This is a genomic window from Photobacterium sanctipauli (genome assembly GCF_003026495.1).
Taxonomy (GTDB): domain Bacteria; phylum Pseudomonadota; class Gammaproteobacteria; order Enterobacterales; family Vibrionaceae; genus Photobacterium; species Photobacterium sanctipauli.
The window spans coordinates 77,069-94,904 of record NZ_PYMA01000017.1; the positions used below are offsets into that span (position 1 = coordinate 77,069).

At 53.5% G+C, this 17,836-nt stretch carries 13 protein-coding genes; 11 read left to right on the forward strand and 2 right to left on the reverse strand.

Going from position 1 to position 17,836, the window contains the following annotated elements; genetic code table 11:
* Nucleotide 1 precedes the first annotated feature (1 nt).
* The 7 genes from leuB (at nt 2) to thiQ (ending at nt 7,564) form a co-directional block, all read left to right on the forward strand.
* A complete protein-coding gene (gene leuB / locus C9I98_RS21080) occupies nt 2-1,090 on the forward strand; it encodes a 3-isopropylmalate dehydrogenase (RefSeq protein WP_036820259.1) in 1,089 nt (362 codons plus the stop codon).
* A gap of 23 nt (nt 1,091-1,113) precedes the next feature.
* Nucleotides 1,114-2,547: a 3-isopropylmalate dehydratase large subunit gene (gene leuC, locus C9I98_RS21085; protein WP_036820262.1), complete on the forward strand. Its 1,434-nt coding sequence runs from the start codon at nt 1,114-1,116 to the stop codon at nt 2,545-2,547.
* 16 nt (nt 2,548-2,563) lie between these two features.
* Nucleotides 2,564-3,166, forward strand: coding sequence for a 3-isopropylmalate dehydratase small subunit (gene leuD / locus C9I98_RS21090; RefSeq protein WP_036820265.1), 603 nt, complete (start codon nt 2,564-2,566; stop codon nt 3,164-3,166).
* A 144-nt stretch (nt 3,167-3,310) separates the two neighbouring features.
* Nucleotides 3,311-4,093: a DUF547 domain-containing protein gene (locus C9I98_RS21095; protein WP_036820268.1), complete on the forward strand. Its 783-nt coding sequence runs from the start codon at nt 3,311-3,313 to the stop codon at nt 4,091-4,093.
* 192 nt (nt 4,094-4,285) lie between these two features.
* Nucleotides 4,286-5,239, forward strand: coding sequence for a thiamine ABC transporter substrate binding subunit (thiB, locus tag C9I98_RS21100; RefSeq protein ID WP_425440730.1), 954 nt, complete (start codon nt 4,286-4,288; stop codon nt 5,237-5,239).
* Between the two features lie 13 nt (nt 5,240-5,252).
* Entirely contained in the window at nt 5,253-6,848 is a 1,596-nt protein-coding gene (gene thiP / locus C9I98_RS21105; RefSeq protein WP_036822079.1) for a thiamine/thiamine pyrophosphate ABC transporter permease ThiP, read from the forward strand.
* On the forward strand, nt 6,842-7,564 hold the full coding sequence (gene thiQ / locus C9I98_RS21110; protein WP_036822076.1) for a thiamine ABC transporter ATP-binding protein: 723 nt from the start codon (nt 6,842-6,844) through the stop codon (nt 7,562-7,564). The genes thiP and thiQ overlap by 7 nt, the downstream gene beginning before the upstream one ends.
* 92 nt (nt 7,565-7,656) lie before the next feature.
* On the opposite strand, the gene C9I98_RS21115 is transcribed toward thiQ, so the two are convergent.
* A complete protein-coding gene (locus C9I98_RS21115) occupies nt 7,657-9,033 on the reverse strand; it encodes a PhoH family protein (protein WP_036822073.1) in 1,377 nt (458 codons plus the stop codon).
* A gap of 348 nt (nt 9,034-9,381) precedes the next feature.
* Between C9I98_RS21115 and rapA the strand changes: the two genes are divergently transcribed.
* The 3 genes from rapA (at nt 9,382) to C9I98_RS21130 (ending at nt 14,282) form a co-directional block, all read left to right on the forward strand.
* Nucleotides 9,382-12,300: an RNA polymerase-associated protein RapA gene (gene rapA / locus C9I98_RS21120; RefSeq protein WP_107272455.1), complete on the forward strand. Its 2,919-nt coding sequence runs from the start codon at nt 9,382-9,384 to the stop codon at nt 12,298-12,300.
* 178 nt (nt 12,301-12,478) lie between these two features.
* On the forward strand, nt 12,479-13,198 hold the full coding sequence (gene rluA / locus C9I98_RS21125) for a bifunctional tRNA pseudouridine(32) synthase/23S rRNA pseudouridine(746) synthase RluA (RefSeq protein ID WP_081878880.1): 720 nt from the start codon (nt 12,479-12,481) through the stop codon (nt 13,196-13,198).
* A gap of 103 nt (nt 13,199-13,301) precedes the next feature.
* Nucleotides 13,302-14,282, forward strand: coding sequence for a D-2-hydroxyacid dehydrogenase (locus C9I98_RS21130; RefSeq protein ID WP_036819164.1), 981 nt, complete (start codon nt 13,302-13,304; stop codon nt 14,280-14,282).
* Between the two features lie 158 nt (nt 14,283-14,440).
* On the opposite strand, the gene djlA is transcribed toward C9I98_RS21130, so the two are convergent.
* Nucleotides 14,441-15,283 carry a co-chaperone DjlA gene (gene djlA, locus C9I98_RS21135; RefSeq protein ID WP_036819161.1) on the reverse strand — a complete coding sequence of 281 codons (843 nt, stop codon included), beginning with the start codon at nt 15,281-15,283 and terminating at the stop codon, nt 14,441-14,443.
* 190 nt (nt 15,284-15,473) lie between these two features.
* Here djlA and lptD point away from each other — a divergent pair, with 190 nt between their 5' ends.
* Complete coding sequence (gene lptD, locus C9I98_RS21140; protein WP_036820579.1) at nt 15,474-17,825, forward strand: LPS assembly protein LptD; 2,352 nt, start codon at nt 15,474-15,476, stop codon at nt 17,823-17,825.
* Nucleotides 17,826-17,836 lie beyond the last annotated feature (11 nt).

Consider the following 17,836-nt stretch of genomic DNA (forward strand, 5'->3'; position numbering starts at 1 on the left):
CATGGCAGGTACATATAAAATTGCCGTTTTACCGGGTGACGGTATTGGTCCAGAAGTAATGCAGCAAGCCCACAAAGTATTGGATGCTGCGCAAGAGAAATTCGGCTTCACCCTAACGTGCAACGAATACGATGTTGGTGGTATCGCCATCGACAACCATGGTTGTCCACTGCCGGAAGCAACACTGAAAGGCTGTGAAGAATCAGATGCGATCTTGTTTGGCTCTGTCGGTGGCCCTAAGTGGGAACACCTAGCGCCGAATGATCAGCCTGAGCGCGGTGCACTGCTGCCATTGCGCAAGCACTTTCAGCTTTTCTGCAACCTACGCCCAGCACAAATCCACAGCGGCCTAGAAGCATTCTCGCCGCTACGTGCCGATATCTCGGAGCGCGGCTTTGATATTGTGGTAGTGCGCGAGCTGACTGGCGGTATCTACTTCGGCCAACCAAAGGGCCGCGAAGGTGAAGGACCGGAAGAGAAAGCTTACGACACAGAGATTTACCACCGTTACGAAATCGAGCGCATTGCCCGCATCGCATTCGAATCGGCCATGCTACGTAACAAGAATGTTTACTCCATCGACAAAGCAAATGTGCTGCAGAGCTCTATCCTTTGGCGCGAAGTGGTTGAGGAAGTGGCGAAAGACTACCCGGAAGTCACGCTAAACCACATGTACATCGACAACGCGACCATGCAGTTGATCAAAGACCCATCGCAGTTTGACGTGATGCTTTGCTCGAACATCTTTGGCGATATCATCTCGGACGAATGTGCAATGATCACGGGCTCTATGGGCATGCTGCCATCAGCAAGCTTGAACCAAGACAAGTTCGGCATGTACGAGCCTGCGGGCGGTTCGGCACCGGATATCGCGGGCAAGAACATTGCCAACCCGGTAGCACAGATCCTATCTGCAGCCCTAATGCTACGCTACAGCCTAGGCGAAGAGCAGGCAGCACGTGCTATCGAGCAAGCGGTATCGCAAGCACTTGAAGCCGGTGAGCTAACCGCCGACCTAGCGGGCAACGGCCCGGCACTGAGCACCAGCGAAATGGGCGATAAAATTGCCCAGTACGTTCGCCAAGCCTAATCGCAACAAGGAGCAAATGAGCAATGTCTACTACTAAAGCGCCACAGACGCTATACGAAAAAATCTATGATGCCCACGTTGCGGTTGCCGCGGAAGGCGAGAACCCTATCCTATACATCGATCGTCACTTGGTGCACGAAGTGACGTCGCCGCAAGCCTTTGACGGCTTGCGTGAAAAAGGCCGTAAGGTTCGCCAAGTCGGCAAAACCTTCGCCACCATGGACCATAACGTCTCTACCCAGACCAAGGACATCAAAGCCTCAGGCGAGATGGCCCGCATCCAAATGGAGACACTGGCGAAAAACTGCGAAGAGTTCGGCGTTACCCTATATGACCTGAACCACAAATACCAAGGCATCGTCCATGTCATGGGCCCAGAGCTGGGCATCACCCTACCGGGCATGACGATTGTATGCGGCGACTCCCATACCGCCACCCACGGTGCATTCGGCTCATTGGCGTTTGGTATCGGTACATCGGAAGTAGAACACGTACTGGCCACCCAGACCCTGAAGCAAGCCCGCGCCAAAACGATGAAAATCGAGGTCAAAGGCAAGGTCACAGAAGGCATTACCGCCAAGGACATCGTGCTGGCCATTATCGGCAAGACGACGGCAGCTGGCGGTACCGGCCACGTGGTTGAGTTCTGCGGTGAAGCGATCACCGACCTAACCATGGAAGGCCGTATGACGGTCTGTAACATGGCTATCGAGCTAGGCGCAAAAGCGGGCCTGATTGCCCCTGACCAAACCACGTTCGACTACATCAAGGATCGTAAATTCTCGCCAGCTGGCGGCGATCTAGAAGCGGCTATCGAATACTGGAAGACGCTAAAAACTGACGACGATGCCGAGTTTGACACTGTTGTCATCTTGGATGCCAAAGACATCAAGCCACAGGTCACTTGGGGCACAAACCCAGGCCAAGTGATTGCCGTCGACCAGCCAATCCCGGGCCCGGCTGACTTTACCGATCCGGTAGAGCAAGCTTCTGCTGAAAAAGCACTGGCCTACATGGGCTTGGAAGCAGGCAAGAAGTTGTCTGATTTCAGCATCGACAAAGTATTTATTGGTTCTTGTACCAACTCGCGTATCGAAGACATGCGCGCGGCAGCTGCCATTGCCAAAGGCCGCAAAGTCGCTGCCAACGTGCAGGCATTGGTTGTGCCAGGATCGGAGCAAGTGAAGGCGCAGGCTGAACAAGAAGGACTGGATAAGATCTTCATCGAAGCTGGCTTTGAGTGGCGCCTACCGGGTTGTTCAATGTGTCTTGCAATGAACAATGACCGCCTAGGCCCAGGCGAGCGCTGTGCCTCAACCAGTAACCGAAACTTCGAAGGCCGCCAAGGCCGTGACGGTCGTACCCACCTAGTGAGCCCGGCAATGGCTGCAGCCGCCGCTTGTGCCGGTCACTTTGTTGACATTCGCGAACTAGAAAACGTTGCAGAAACGGCTTAAGAAAAGGAACGAGATAATGACAGGATTTAAACAACATACGGGCTTGGTCGTTCCATTGGATGCCGCGAACGTTGATACCGATGCCATCATCCCTAAGCAGTTTCTGCAGAAAGTAACCCGCACCGGTTTCGGCAAGCACCTATTCCATGACTGGCGCTTCCTTGACGATGCCGGTGAGCAGCCAAACCCTGAGTTTGTGATGAACGCACCACGCTACCAAGGGGCGAGTATCTTGCTGGCACGTGAAAACTTCGGCTGCGGCTCATCCCGCGAGCACGCGCCATGGGCACTGGCTGATTACGGTATCCAAGTGATGATCGCACCAAGTTTTGCCGACATTTTCTACGGCAACTCGATCAACAACCAAATGGTACCGGTTCGCCTGACCGAGCAGGAAGTCGACGAGATCTTCCAGTATGTCGAAGCCAACGAAGGCGCTGAAGTCACCGTGGATTTGGAAGCCATGCTTGTGACTGCCAACGGTAAGCAGTACAGCTTCGAAATCGATGAGTTCCGTCGCCACTGCCTATTGAACGGCTTGGATAACATCGGCCTAACCTTGCAGCACGAAGACAAGATCGCAGCCTATGAGAGCAAAATCCCTGCCTTCTTGGCTTAACGGCTAACGAAACCGCTACAATACCCCGGCCACGGCCGGGGTATTTTTTTATCTTCATTGTAATAAATCCGCCCGTCATAAGGTCTTTGTCTATCGAGGTAGTAACGCGCTTATATCCATACCGACCGAGAACGAGGAATCCCCATGCCCCGACTACTTGCTTGCTTATTGTTGTTTTTCTCCAGCCTAGTCCTTGCCGCGCCCAAAGCCGACCTGTGGCCATACTGGCAGCAGCATAACGCCAGCAGCCAGAAGGTGGTCGACCACCAGCGCTGGCAAGTGCTGCTTGATAAGTACCTGGTCGTCCAACCCAAGCAGACCCTGTTCCGTTACAAGGCGGTCAGTGATGCTGACAAGTACGAACTAGACCGCTACCTTAGGGATCTCGGCGCAGTGGATCCCCGCCAGCTAAACCGTCGCGAGCAGTTCGCCTATTGGGTCAACCTTTACAATGCCCTTACCGTACAGTTGATCCTTGATAACTACCCGCTCAAGTCCATCACCAAACTGGGGGGATTTTTCAGTTTCGGGCCATGGGACGAAAAACTCGTGACAGTCGACGGGCAAAAGCTCTCGCTTAACGATATCGAGCACCGGATTTTACGCCCGATCTGGCGCGATCCCCGGATCCATTATGCCGTCAACTGTGCCAGCCTCGGCTGCCCGGACTTGCAACCAACCGTCTTTACCGCCAGCAACCATCAGGCCCTGCTGGATAAAGCGGCCAACCGCTTCATCAACAGCAGCAAAGGCGTCAGCCCGTCAGGCAGCAGCACTCGCTTGTCATCAATCTATGACTGGTATGGCAGCGACTTTGGCAGCAAACGCCAACTGCAAGCGCATATCAACCAGTACCGGCAGGGCAGTCCCGTCACGCTCGGCAAGGTCAGCTACGATTACAACTGGTCGCTCAACGAGGCAAAATAATGGCAACCTTGAGGGTATTGATAGCGCCGATTAATGGATGGCGGCCGTTTTATGCTGGCAAGCAATAGGCTGTCACATTACAATAGCACTCGTTCTCATTCACGGTTACCACCGTTACCCACCTCCTCTTGCCGGATGCGAGAGATTCAGGAGCGCACAGTGAAAAAGCTATTACCTATCATTACTTTGGCAATGTCAGCTAATTCGGCAATGGCTGCCGACAATACCCTCACCGTATACACTTACAGCTCTTTTGCCTCAGACTGGGGGCCGGGCCCGGCCATTGAGCAGGCTTTCGAAGCCCAGTGCGATTGCGATTTGAACTTAGTGGCGCTTGATGACGGGGTATCCATCCTCAACCGTGTCCGCCTTGAAGGAAAAAGCAGCAAAGCCGATATTCTTCTCGGCCTAGACAATAACCTCTTGAGCGAAGCAAAGAAAACCGGCCTGCTCGCCGAGCACGGTATGGATACCGGCAAGGTAGCCCTACCCAATGGTTGGTCCGACACGACATTTGTGCCATACGACTATGGCTACTTTGCTTTCGTCTACGACAGCAGCAAGCTGGCCTCGCCGCCCAAGAGCCTTGACGAGTTAGTCACCCGCGATGATATCAGCATCATCTACCAAGATCCGCGTACCTCGACGCCGGGGCAAGGGTTGATGCTTTGGATGAAGTCGGTTTATGGCGACGAAGCAGCACAGGCATGGCAACAGCTGGCAAAGAAAACGGTCACCGTCACCAAGGGTTGGTCGGAAGCATATAGCATGTTCCTAAAAGGCGAGGCCGATATGGTGCTCTCCTACACCACCTCACCGGCTTATCACTTGATTGCGGAAAACGAAGCCAAATACAAGGCGGCCGATTTTAGTGAAGGCCACTACATGCAAGTTGAGGTTGCCGCGAAATTAAAAAATAGTCCGAACCAAAAACTGGCCGATGAGTTCATGGCATTTATTCTGACCCCGGCTTTCCAGCAAGCGATTCCGACGGGCAACTGGATGTACCCGGTTACCGACCAGGCATTACCGGAGGGATTTGAAAAGCTAACCATTCCATCAAAAACACTGGAGTTCAGTGCCGATGAAGTTGCTTCCCAACGCCGCAGTTGGATACGCGAATGGCAACAAGCGCTAACGCAGTAGTAGGCACTTACTTTTGAATACCCGCAACACCTCTGCTCTGCCCGGCTTGCTCACCGCCGGGCTGATCTTGTGCCTCGTGATCAGTGCTATTGCCACCTTGATTGGCGAGGCGCAAGTGCTCGATATCGGCTCCCTTTGGCATGATAGCTACCTGCGCCATGTAACAGGCTTTACCTTTAAACAAGCCTTGCTCTCGACCCTGCTCAGCGTCCTGCCTGCCATGCCGGTGGCCTATGCCCTATCGCGTCGCCAATTTCCAGGCAAAGCGCTGCTTATTCGGCTATTTGCCTTGACCTTGGTATTGCCGGTGTTGGTTGCCGTGTTTGGTTTATTGGCCATCTACGGTAAAAGCGGCCTACTCTCCCAGCTACTCCATTGGCTGGGCTGGCAAGGCACGCTCTCTATTTATGGCCTGAACGGTATCTTGCTTGCGCACGTATTCCTCAATTTGCCACTGGCTACCCGCCTGCTATACCAAAGCCTTGAGGGGATACCGACAGAGCAGCACCAGTTGGCAGCCCAGCTCGGACTGTCCAGCTGGCATACGTTCCGTTTTGTGGCTTGGCCACGGCTACGCCAGCAGCTTCCCCATGCTATCAGCCTTGTCTTCATGCTGTGCTTTACCAGCTTTGCGGTGGTCATGTCGCTCGGCGGCGGCCCCAAGGCAACCACCATCGAGCTGGCCATCTACCAAGCACTTCGCTACGACTTCGATCTTGCCGGCGGGGCCATACTCGCCTTGTGGCAAATGCTGCTGTGCGCCAGCTTGGTGCTCATCACCCAACGTTTTGCCAAGCCGCTGGCAACCAGCAGCCACAATACCACCCCGCAACGGCTCGCCCACTTCGATAGCCTGCGCTCAAAGTGCTGGGACGCCTGCTGGATTGTGCTTGTGATGGGCTTGGTGCTGCCCCCATTGGCTGCCGTGGTCGTCGCAGGGCTAAACCCACAAACCTTCCCCCTTCTGGTGGAGCCCAGCCTATGGCAAGCGATTACTCACTCACTTCAAATCGCTTTTCTGGCCTGTGTTTTATCCTTGCTAGCAGGCATCTGTATTTTGCTGACCAGCAGGCAATGGCGGCTCCATGCACAAAAATGGCGGGCAGACGGCCTGGAGCTTGTCGGCACCATTATATTGGTCACGCCAGGGTTAGTACTGAGCACGGGGATCTTCCTGCTGCTTCGCCAGCATACCGATGTGTTTGCAGCCGCGTTCTGGGTCGTCGTTGCCGTTAATGCCCTAATGGCACTGCCTTATGTGCTGAAGACGCTCAGCCAGCCCATGCTGCATATTGCCCAGCAATATGATCAGCTCTGCCAGAGCCTTGGCATGTCCGGTGTTGCGCGCCTCAAACTGGTTGAGTGGCGGGCATTGAAAAAACCGATAGCCCAAGCCATGGCAATTGGCTTCGTGCTATCGCTCGGCGATTTGGGGGCCATCGCCCTGTTTGGCAGCCAGGACTTTCAAACACTGCCCCTTTACCTATTCCAGCTACTTGGCAGCTACCAAATGGATGCCGCCGCCGTTGCTGCCCTGATCTTATTGCTACTCAGCCTTGGGATCTTCAGCCTTGTGGAAAAAATCGTGATCCGGAAACCGACATGCTAGAGCTAAAGCAACTTTGCCATATCTACCGCCCAGCGACATGCAGGGGCGAGGCCACCCGGCTTTGTTTCGACCTTGAAGTTAACAAGGGTGATATCGTGGCCTTGATTGGCCCTAGCGGTGCTGGCAAGAGCACCTTGCTGGCGATGGTGGCCGGCTTTTTGCTGCCTGATAGTGGCCGCTTGCTTATCGAGGGCAGCAATGTCGAGCACCTTCACCCGGCAAAACGTCCGCTCTCCATCTTGTTTCAAGAGCACAATCTTTTTCCCCACCTGAGCGTGTTTGAAAACATCGGTTTGGGCCTGCATCCCGGGCTTAAGCTTGATGCCAGCCAAAAAGAAGAGATTGTCGTCGCGGCCGCCAAGGTGGGGTTACAAAATTACCTTGAGCGCCTACCCGAGCAACTTTCCGGCGGCCAGCGGCAACGTGTCGCGCTGGCCCGTTGCCTGCTGAGAAAACGACCATTGCTATTGCTCGACGAGCCCTTCTCGGCACTGGATCCGGCTCTGCACCAAGAAATGCTGGAACTCGTTAGAAAACTTGCCAACGAGCAAGGGACTACCGTATTAATGGTCACCCACAGCCCGGATGACGCCCTGAAGATTGCCGATAAGTGTGCCTTTATTGATCAAGGCACCATCAAGGTTTTCGGCTCCGCGAGGGAGCTGATAGAGGCACCGCAGGATGACGCACTCAAGCGCTACCTTGGGCAGCGTTAACCATTTAGGCGAACAACATTCGATGATGGAAAAAGGGCTGGCTATCACCAGCCAGCCCCTTGTAATTGGGTCGTGAACCTACAGGGTTGGGATTAAAGGTTCTCTTCCGCAAATTCTGCCAAACGGCTGCGGACGACGCCGTTGAGATAAATATTGGCACTGCCCTCGAAGTTTTTGAAACGCTCGACAATGTAGGTCAAGCCCGAGGTAACGGGAGAAAGGTAACTGGAATCGATTTGCGCCAAGTTACCGGAGCAAACAAGCTTGGTGCCTTCCCCACAGCGGGTAATGATGGTCTTGATCTGTGAGGCGGTTAAGTTCTGGCACTCATCCAACAGCACAAAGGCATTCTGGATTGAGCGTCCACGCATAAAGTTTATCGACTTGAACTGGATATTCGCTTTGTCGTAAATGTATTTCATCGAGCCATCGGTGCACACGTCGTTCTTGTGCAATGCCTCCATGGTGTCCGTCACGGCCGCGAGCCATGGCATCATTTTTTCTTCTTCGGTACCCGGTAGATAACCAATCGACTCGGCAATTTCCGGGGTGTTGCGGGTCACGATTATCTTGTCGTACATCCCTTTTTCAATCACCTGCTCCAATGCAGCAGCCATGGCCAGGATGGTTTTACCACACCCCGCAGGGCCGGTCAGAATCACCAAGTCGATACTCGGATCCATCATCGCATCGAGCGCCATCCCCTGGTAGATATTCTTAGGGTGGATGCCCCATGCCTGGCGGTGCATCATACGCTCGTGGCCAATGTCTTTCAGAGTAAGGGTATCCTCGTTTATTGACTGGACACGGCCGGCAAAGTCAGACTCCTCATCGATTAAGTACTGGTTGATAAAAGGCGTATCGAAAAGATCAGCCGGTAGGGTGTGCAGGGTAGAGCGGCCACGGCTTTCCGAGTGGCATTCGCCAACCCCTTCCCAGAAGTTGCCTTCGAACTTGTAAAAGCCCTTGGTCAGCAATTTCACGTCATCAATCAGCTGATCCGAGCGATAGTCATCGACATGGTATACCCCCGCCCCCTTGGCGCGTAGGCGCATGTTGATGTCTTTGGTGATGAGCACCACTTCTCGGGGTGCATAGTGTGCCTGTAGATACAGGACACCATTGAGGATCCGGTTATCCCCGGCCTTGTCGGCAAAGGCATGTACCGTCTCGGTTACCTCATAATCGGCAAAAATAGCGATGGTCCCGGCGTCTTCTCCTTGCTTGTGAAATGGGATCCCTTCGGCAATTTGCTCTGGTGTTGCATCATGGAAGATATCCTCCAGCGCACGGATGGCCACACGGGCGTCGCGAGAAACATCACGCTTGCTGTCTTTGATGCGATCGAGCTCTTCAAGCACCGTCATCGGAATAACGACGTCATGCTCTTTGAAGGAGTAAATGGCGAGGGGTTCGTGAAGTAGAATATTGGTGTCCAGTACAAAGACTTTCCGTCCAACTTCATCCATAGGTACCTCCTTGGTATCAAGTTAACGGTAAAAATACCGTCGTTTTCTAAGCATCAGCCAAATCGCTGCTGTTACTATTAAAGACCGGAGATAATGAAATAAATGTGACACTTAGATAATGCGAGTTTCTTGCCACTTTAGCCGTGACCTTGCTCACAGCATGCAGTAACATTACTCCCCTTTTTTACCGGTGCGATTTCTGGCTTACACTTATATACCGACAACTTTGCCAATCGGCACATAGTTTTCTTGCTGTTGTACGGTATTACTTTGAGTGTAGTTCAATAATGCCAGCACATCGGTTTAGCATTCTCCTTAATATCAAATAATTAGAAGGTTTTAACCACTATGCCATTTGCTTTGGGTCAACGTTGGATCAGTGATACTGAAAGTGATTTGGGTTTGGGAACCGTTGTGGCAGCCGATGCCAGAACCGTTACCCTGATGTTCTCCGCCTCAGAAGAGAACCGTCTCTATGCCCGAAATGATGCTCCCGTTACCCGCGTAATGTTCAATGTCGGTGATGTGGTTGAAAGCCATGAAGGTTGGTCGCTCAAGGTCGAGCGCGTCGACGAAGACGGCGGTGTTTTCACTTATGTCGGTACCCGTACCGATACCGAAGAAGAAAACGTTGCGCTGCGCGAGATTTTCCTGAGCAACCAGATCCGTTTCAACAAGCCGCAAGACAAGTTGTTCGCAGGCCAGATCGACCGCATGGATCGCTTTGCCCTGCGTTACCGCGCCCTGAAAAACCAATACGAGCAGCACAAAAGCCCGCTGCGCGGTTTGTGCGGTATGCGTGCAGGCTTGATCCCCCACCAGCTGTACATCGCCCATGAGGTCGGCCGCCGCTATGCGCCCCGCGTTTTGCTGGCTGATGAAGTTGGCCTGGGTAAGACCATCGAAGCTGGCATGATCATCCACCAGCAGGTGCTATCGGGCCGTGCCGAGCGTATCTTGATCTTGGTGCCTGAAACCCTACAGCACCAGTGGCTGGTCGAGATGATGCGCCGCTTCAACCTTCACTTCTCAATTTTTGACGAGGAACGCTGCGTCGAGGCATTCGCCGACTCTGCCAACCCATTTGATACCGCCCAGTACGTACTGTGTTCGCTGGACTTCCTGCGCAAGAGCCGCCGCCGCTTTGAACAAGCACTTGAAGCCGATTGGGATCTGATGGTTGTCGATGAAGCCCACCACCTCGAGTGGAGCGAAGACAAGCCGAGCCGCCAGTACCAGGTTGTGGAAGAGCTAGCAGAAAAAACCCCAGGCGTACTGTTGCTGACGGCAACACCTGAGCAGTTGGGACACGAAAGTCACTTTGCTCGCCTTCGCCTGCTCGATCCAGACCGCTTCTACGACTACGATGCCTTTGTTGAGGAAGAGCGCCAGTACGCACCGGTTGCCGATGCGGTTTCACGACTGCTATCTGGAGAAAAACTGGATAACGATGCCAAGAATACCCTGGTCGAACTGCTGCCTGAGCAGGATATCGAACCGATGCTGCGCATTATCGAATCAAATGATGTCGATACAGAGCAGCAAGAAACCACGCGCCACGAGTTAATTGATAACCTGATGGATCGCCACGGTACCGGCCGCGTGCTATTCCGCAATACCCGTGCCGCGGTCAAAGGCTTTCCCCAGCGCCACCTCAACATGTACCCATTGGCGCTGCCCGCCCAGTACCAAACCGCCATGCGCGTTGCCGGTATGATGGCAGGCAAAATGAGCGAAGAGCAAAAAGCCGTTAAGCTATTGTACCCGGAAGATATCTACCAAGAATTCGAGGGCGACTCGGCGACCTGGTGGAACTTCGACCCTCGCGTCAACTGGCTGCTGGATATGCTAAAGGCCAACCGCCAGGAAAAAGTACTGGTGATCTGCTCCCGAGCACAAACCGCACTGACCCTCGAGCAGGCGCTGCGCGAGCGCGAAGGCATTCGGGCCACCGTGTTCCATGAAGGCATGTCGATTATCGAGCGCGATAAGGCTGCCGCCTATTTTGCCCAAGAGGAAGATGGCGCCCAGGTGTTGCTTTGTTCAGAAATTGGCTCCGAAGGCCGCAACTTCCAGTTTGCCAACCAGCTGGTGATGTTCGACCTGCCAAATAACCCTGATCTGCTGGAGCAACGTATTGGCCGCCTTGACCGTATCGGCCAAAAACGTGATATCGAAATCCATGTTCCGCACCTGCAGGGCACATCGCAAGCCCTACTTGCCCGCTGGTACAACGAAGGCCTGAATGCCTTTGAAGAAACCTGCCCAACCGGCCGCGCCGTCTATGATGCGTTCAGCGCCGACTTGGTCGCGTTGCTGGCAAGCGACAAACCAGACGGTGAACAGCTTGAACAACTGATCGCCGATAGCGCCGCAATGCACCAGGAACTAAAAGGCAAGCTGGAACAAGGCCGTGACCGCCTGCTTGAGATCCACTCCAACGGCGGTGACAAGGCCCAGCAGTTGGTCGAAAAAATTGGCAGCAAGGACGGCGATACCAACCTGGTGACCTTCGCCCTTGGCCTGTTCGACACTATCGGCCTAAACCAAGACGACAAGGGCGAAAATGCCATTGTTGTTACCCCGTCTGAGCATATGATGGTGGCAAGCTACCCGGGCCTACCATACGATGGTTGTACTATCACCTTCGAGCGCGATACCGCCCTATCCCGTGAAGATCTACACTTTATCAGCTGGGAGCACCCAATGATCCAAGGCGGTATCGATCTGCTGCTATCAGAAGGTGTCGGTACCACAGCGGTATCACTATTGAAGAACAAGGCACTACCGGCCGGCACCTTGCTGCTTGAATTGGTATACGTTGTCGATGCCCAGGCGCCGAAGCAATCGGGCATTGGCCGCTTCCTGCCGAAAACGCCGATCCGGGTCCTGCTGGATGCCAAAGGTAACAACCTGTCGGCCAATGTGGAGTTTGAAGGCTTCAACCGCCAGCTGAGCCCGGTAAACCGCCACCTTGGCAGTAAATTGGTTAACTCAGTGCAAAAAGATATCCACGTCCTTATTGAGCACGCTGAAGCGGCGGTTGCCAAAGAACTGGTGTCCGTACGCGAAAACGCGCAAACAGAGATGGAAACCACCCTGCGTGCCGAGCTTGATCGCCTACAGGCACTGAAGGCGGTCAACCCGAACATCCGTGATGACGAGCTAGTACTGCTGGAGAGCCAAATCACCGAGCTGTCCGGCTACATTGCCAAGGCGCAGGTTCAGCTGGACTCGCTACGCTTGATTGTCGTTAGCCACGGCTAAGGTGGAAGCAAGCTAGGCTGCCTGCCTTGCTCATACATACCTTGCCTATGCCTTGAAGAGCTAGCCGCCACATTCGTGGCGGCTTTTTTATCCGTCAACCTAGCTGACTGGCAAATTAGAGCCCATACACTGGCTGTGCTATTATCGCTCCCTTCGCAAAGACATGATCAGGCCAGCAATGAAACCCTTGCCCGTTTTAGACTACCATCCCCCAACCGAACCATGGCTAGATATCCTTTATCTCGATGACGATATCATTGCCATCAACAAACCCTCGGGCTTGCTTTCCAACCCAGGCCGTGATCCTATCCACTATGACAGTGTGTATAGCCGGGTGATCCGCGATTACCCCGAAGCCCAACTGGTACACCGCCTTGATATGGCAACCTCAGGATTAATGATCCTTGCCTTGCACAAGGACGCCGAGCGCCACCTGAAAATCCAATTTCAGGACCGGAAAACCGAAAAAGTCTATTACGCCAGAGCCATGGGGGTTCCCGCGCAGCCAAGCGGCACCATCGATCTCCCCCTGATCTGTGACTGGCCCAACCGACCAAAACAAAAAGTCTGCCATGAACATGGCAAACCCTCGGTCACCCATTACCAATATCTTAGCCATGATGACAACACCAGCCTGATTCGGCTTCGCCCGGTCACCGGACGCTCCCACCAGCTTCGGGTGCATTTGCTGGCGCTGGGCCACCCCATCCTCGGCGATCGTTTCTATGCCGACGACCAAGGCAGGGCAATGGCCGAGCGGTTGCAACTCCATGCGGCAGAGTTGTCATTCTTTCACCCCAGTACAGATGCTCCCATGCACCTGTTCGCACCTTGCGAGTTCTACCCCGATGCACCGTGCAACTCGTTAGCCGATGAGCAGTGCCATTGGCAAAAATAACGAAAGAAAGCTAACCGCTTCAAAAAATCCTATCCCGCATATTGTGGCTGGGTATCGTTCTAAGGTTTACTAGATCTCACCTTCAGATACCCAGAATAAAACCATGCCAGCACATACGCCCAATGCCGAACCCCAAACCATCGTCTTTCTCGATCGCGACACGATCCCGAGCCATATCCAGATCGCCAAGCCCAATTTTGAGCACCAATGGACCGAATACCCAACCACCGACATAAGCCAAGTTGTTGAACGCCTAGCTGATGCCACTATTGCCATCACCAACAAGGTCGTGCTGGATGCCACAATCTTGCGTCAGCTGCCTCTGCTGAAAATGGTCGCCATTTCAGCCACCGGCACCAACAATGTCGACCTCGACTACTGCCGCCAACACGGTATCGTTGTCAGCAATATTCAAGGGTATGCGGTAGACTCCGTCCCCGAGCATGCCATTGCCATGATGTTTGCCCTGCGCCGCAACCTGATGGGCTACCATCAAGACATTCGCAATGGCGTATGGCAAGAAAGCGGCCAATTCTGCTTCTTCACCCATCCCATTGGCGATATCCAGGGCGCAACCCTAGGGATCATCGGCAGTGGTGGGCTGGGCCAGGCCATGGCTAACCTAGGAAGGGCACTTGGCATGTCGGTGATGTTTGCAGAGCGCAAAGGGGCGACAGCCTACCGAGACGGCTACCACCGCTTTGAAGACGTGCTGGCACAGGCTGATGTGGTTAGCCTGCACTGTCCCCTAAGTGAACACACAGCCAACCTCATTGCCGAGCCGGAACTCGCCTTAATGAAAAGCAGCGCCCTGCTCATCAATACCGCCCGCGGGGGCTTGGTTGAAGAACAAGCCTTGGTCGATGCCCTGAAGGCAGGTTCGATTGGCGGCGCGGGTGTAGATGTGTTTACTGAAGAGCCAGCCCCTGCTCACAACCCGCTCATTGCCAATGCCTATTTACCCAACCTATTGCTGACCCCGCATGTCGCATGGGGATCCGATAGCGCAATCCAGGGGCTGGCCGATCGGCTGATAGACAACATCAACGCCTATGCGGCAGGAACACCCAAAAACCAAGTTTAGCCGCTAGCCCCAGACGATAACCAAGCTCAACAACCAAACGTCAAACATGAAAAAGGCGAAATCATCGATTTCGCCTTTTCGCTCTATCTTCCAAACCGCCCTATTCATCAAGCCGGCTCTATCCATCAAGCTACTATCAACCCTAGCATCGCTCGGCCTTATTTAAACCCTTTTTCCTTGCGGATCAGATCATAGGCTGCCTGCAGCTCTTGGGTCTTTTGCTTGGCCAGCTCCATCATCTCGGGAGGCAAGCCCTTGGCTGCTAACTTATCGGGATGGTGCTCATTCATTTGCTTACGGTAGGCGCGCTTAAGTTCTTGCGCCGAAGCAGACTCCTTTACCCCGAGCAACTCATAGGCATCCGCCAGCTGATCACGGGTAGGCGCCTGTTGGAACCCGCCCTGCTGCTGGTACTGCTGGTTAAAGCCGCCCTGTTGGAAACGAAAGGCTGCTTCTTGCATATGCAGACGCTGCTCTAGCTGGCGCTCCGAGAAACCCAAAGCTCGGGCTATCACATGCAACAGCTGCCTTTCGCTAGGGTGCAGGCTGCCATCGGCGAATGCCGCTTGAATTTGCAACTCCAGAAAGAACTGCAACAAGTCGGCCCGGCCAGCACTGCTAACCCGTACCTTCCCCAGCACCTCTTGCAACGGGAAACCCTCTTCCTTGCCATCACGGAAGGCATTTTGTGCCTGGCGGCGAGACTCGCCTTGCAAGCCCATGCGATCCATGTAGGTGCTGGCGACCCGGATTTCTTCTTCTGTCACCCGGCCTTTGGCTTTTGCCACATGTCCCATCACGGCAAATGCCGCATGAAAAAAAGCCGCTTGGTTCTCTTCCGATCTCTGTCCACCAGAAAAGCCGCCAAATCCGCCACCATAATAAATTTTTGCGCGTGCTTTATCGAACTTATGCCCCAAAAAGAGACCTAATAACAAACCAAATGGTCCACCAAGGAGGAAACCAAAAAATGCCCCTAAGATTTTGCCCCAAACCTGCATTCGCTACTCTCTGGTAATTTGCTAAATTTAGAAATATTTATACTGCGTGAAACCCGATACAATAAAGCCAAAAGATGCCGTCGGGTAGAATTTGCATTATGATAGCTGGCATTTATCGGGAATGCTTGTGAAAACCCGGTCAGCTATAACAAATGCGCTAAAAAAAATTAATACAGGAATGTTTATTTAGATGTCATCCACTTCTCGCAGCTTATTGGCAACCATGATCAGCCTCGCGCTATTCGGCCCGGCAATGGCCTATGCAGCACCTGCATCCGATAAAGCGACTCAAGACGATTCTACGGTCAGTGATGACACTGATGAACTCGCGATGGTTCGCGGCGTTTGTATTGCCCCACAAGACCGGCCGGTAGACCCAAACAACGAGCCGATTCATGTCACCGCCGATCATGCTGAAGCCAGAACAAACCAGAAAGTGACCTATTCTGGTGATGTGGTGCTACAGCAAGGCAACCGAACCGTGGCGGCAGATACCGCGACCCTGCGCCAACCGGAAAATATCGTCACGGCTGAAGGCAATGTCTATTTCCACGACGGCTCCATTGAGGTGTACTCCGATCGCGTCCAAAGCAACCTGGATACCGACGATGCCGAGATGAACAACGCGGTCTATAACATGACCTGTGAAGCAGGCCGCGGCGAGGCAGAAAGAGTCACCAAGAATGGTCTTTCTTACTACCGCCTCAAGAACGGTACTTATACGACCTGTCCGCCGGGCGATAAAAGCTGGCAGTTCTCGGCCACCAGCATTGAGCGGGAAAACGACTCGCCGTTCGCCGATATGTACAATGCCCGCTTTGAAGTGGCAAACGTACCGGTTTTCTACATGCCCTACCTGCGCGTGCCTGTCGGAAAAGAGCGCTTGACCGGTTTCCTATACCCAACGGCAAGCTTTGGCTCCCGTGACGGTTTCGAACTGGAAACACCGTTCTACTGGAATATCGCGCCCAACTACGACATGACCATCACACCGAAGTACATGAGCAACCGTGGCCTTCAGCTAAATTCCAAATTCCGTTACTTGACCGACCTTGGCAGCGGTAGCCTAGAAGGCGAATACTTGGGTAACGACAAGGCGGCCGACGATGACGAAACTCGCTGGGCGTTTAACTGGTCGCACCGTGGTACTTACCAAGGCCACTGGCTGTTTGAAATTGACTACAGCAAGGTAAGCGATCCTACCTACTTCTCGGATGTCAGCTCCAGCATCGGTGAGCGTGAAGACAACAACCTGCTCCAAACCGGAGAGGTGTCTTACCGCGATCTCAATTGGAACTCCACCCTAAGGGTACGTAGCTTCCAGCCGCTAACACTCGGCGTCTCCTCCAACTACCGCCTGATGCCGCAGCTGGAGTTTAACTATTATCAAGATGACATGCCCTACGGCCTTGATTTTAGTATGAATAGCCATATCAGCCGGTTTGAAAACGATGATCCGGAGAAACCATCGGCTGATCGTGTCCACTTCGAGCCAACCCTAACACTGCCTTATGCGACGCCATGGTGGTCGGTAACGTCCGAAGCCAAGCTGATGTATACCTACTACAACCAAGACTTTGACTCAGGAGTGAGCGGACTTGAGGATCTAGAAGAAACGGCGTCACGCACCGTACCAAGTATCCGTATCCACAGCGGCCTTTACCTTGAGCGCGACACGAGCCTTTGGGGCGAACATTACACCCAAAGCCTTGAGCCTCAAGTTCAGTACCTGTACGTAAAAGATGTCTACCAACAAGATATCTTTGATGCGTACGATACCACCTTGATGCAAACTGACTTTTACGGTTTGTTCCGCGATAAGCGCTACTCAAGCGTCGATAGGATTGCAGCAGCCAACCAGTTTACCGTCGGTGCGACCACCCGCTATTTCGACAGTGATTTTGTTGAGCGCTTCAACTTGTCATTCGGTCAGATATTCTACATCAACGAATCGGGCCGAAACCTCGAAAGCAATGACGAGGCGACACCGAACTATTCGGCATCGGCTTTTGAAACCGACTTCAACTATGATGGCTGGCTGTTCTTCCACGGCGGCCTGCAATACGACGCCAGCAAGAAAGACCTGCAGTTTGCCAACGGTGCTATCGAGTACCGCGAAGGGGGGTTATTCAGCCAAATTAACTACCGTTATGTATCCAAAGAGTACCTGGAAGAAAGCCTGCCGGATAATGACCGCCTTGATGATTACACAGAGGAAGGCATCTCCCAGCTTGGTTTCTCCACCGGATTCCCGGTCTACGATGGCGTGACACTGCGCGGTGATTATTACCACGACCTAACCGAGAACCAGATGCTGGAAGGGCAAATCAGCCTGAACTTCCGTACTGCATGTTGGATGATCAGCCTTGGCTATAACGAATACCTCAAAACCCGAGGCAGCGTCTCAAGCAGCCCAGCGGAATACGAGCAAAACTTCAGCATCTCATTTAGCCTGCTTGGCTTAGCCGGGGTGCCTGCTATCGGCTCGGTATCAGATGGCAACTCGATCAAATACGGTCGACCATTTTACCTAAACAACTAATGTGGCAGGCG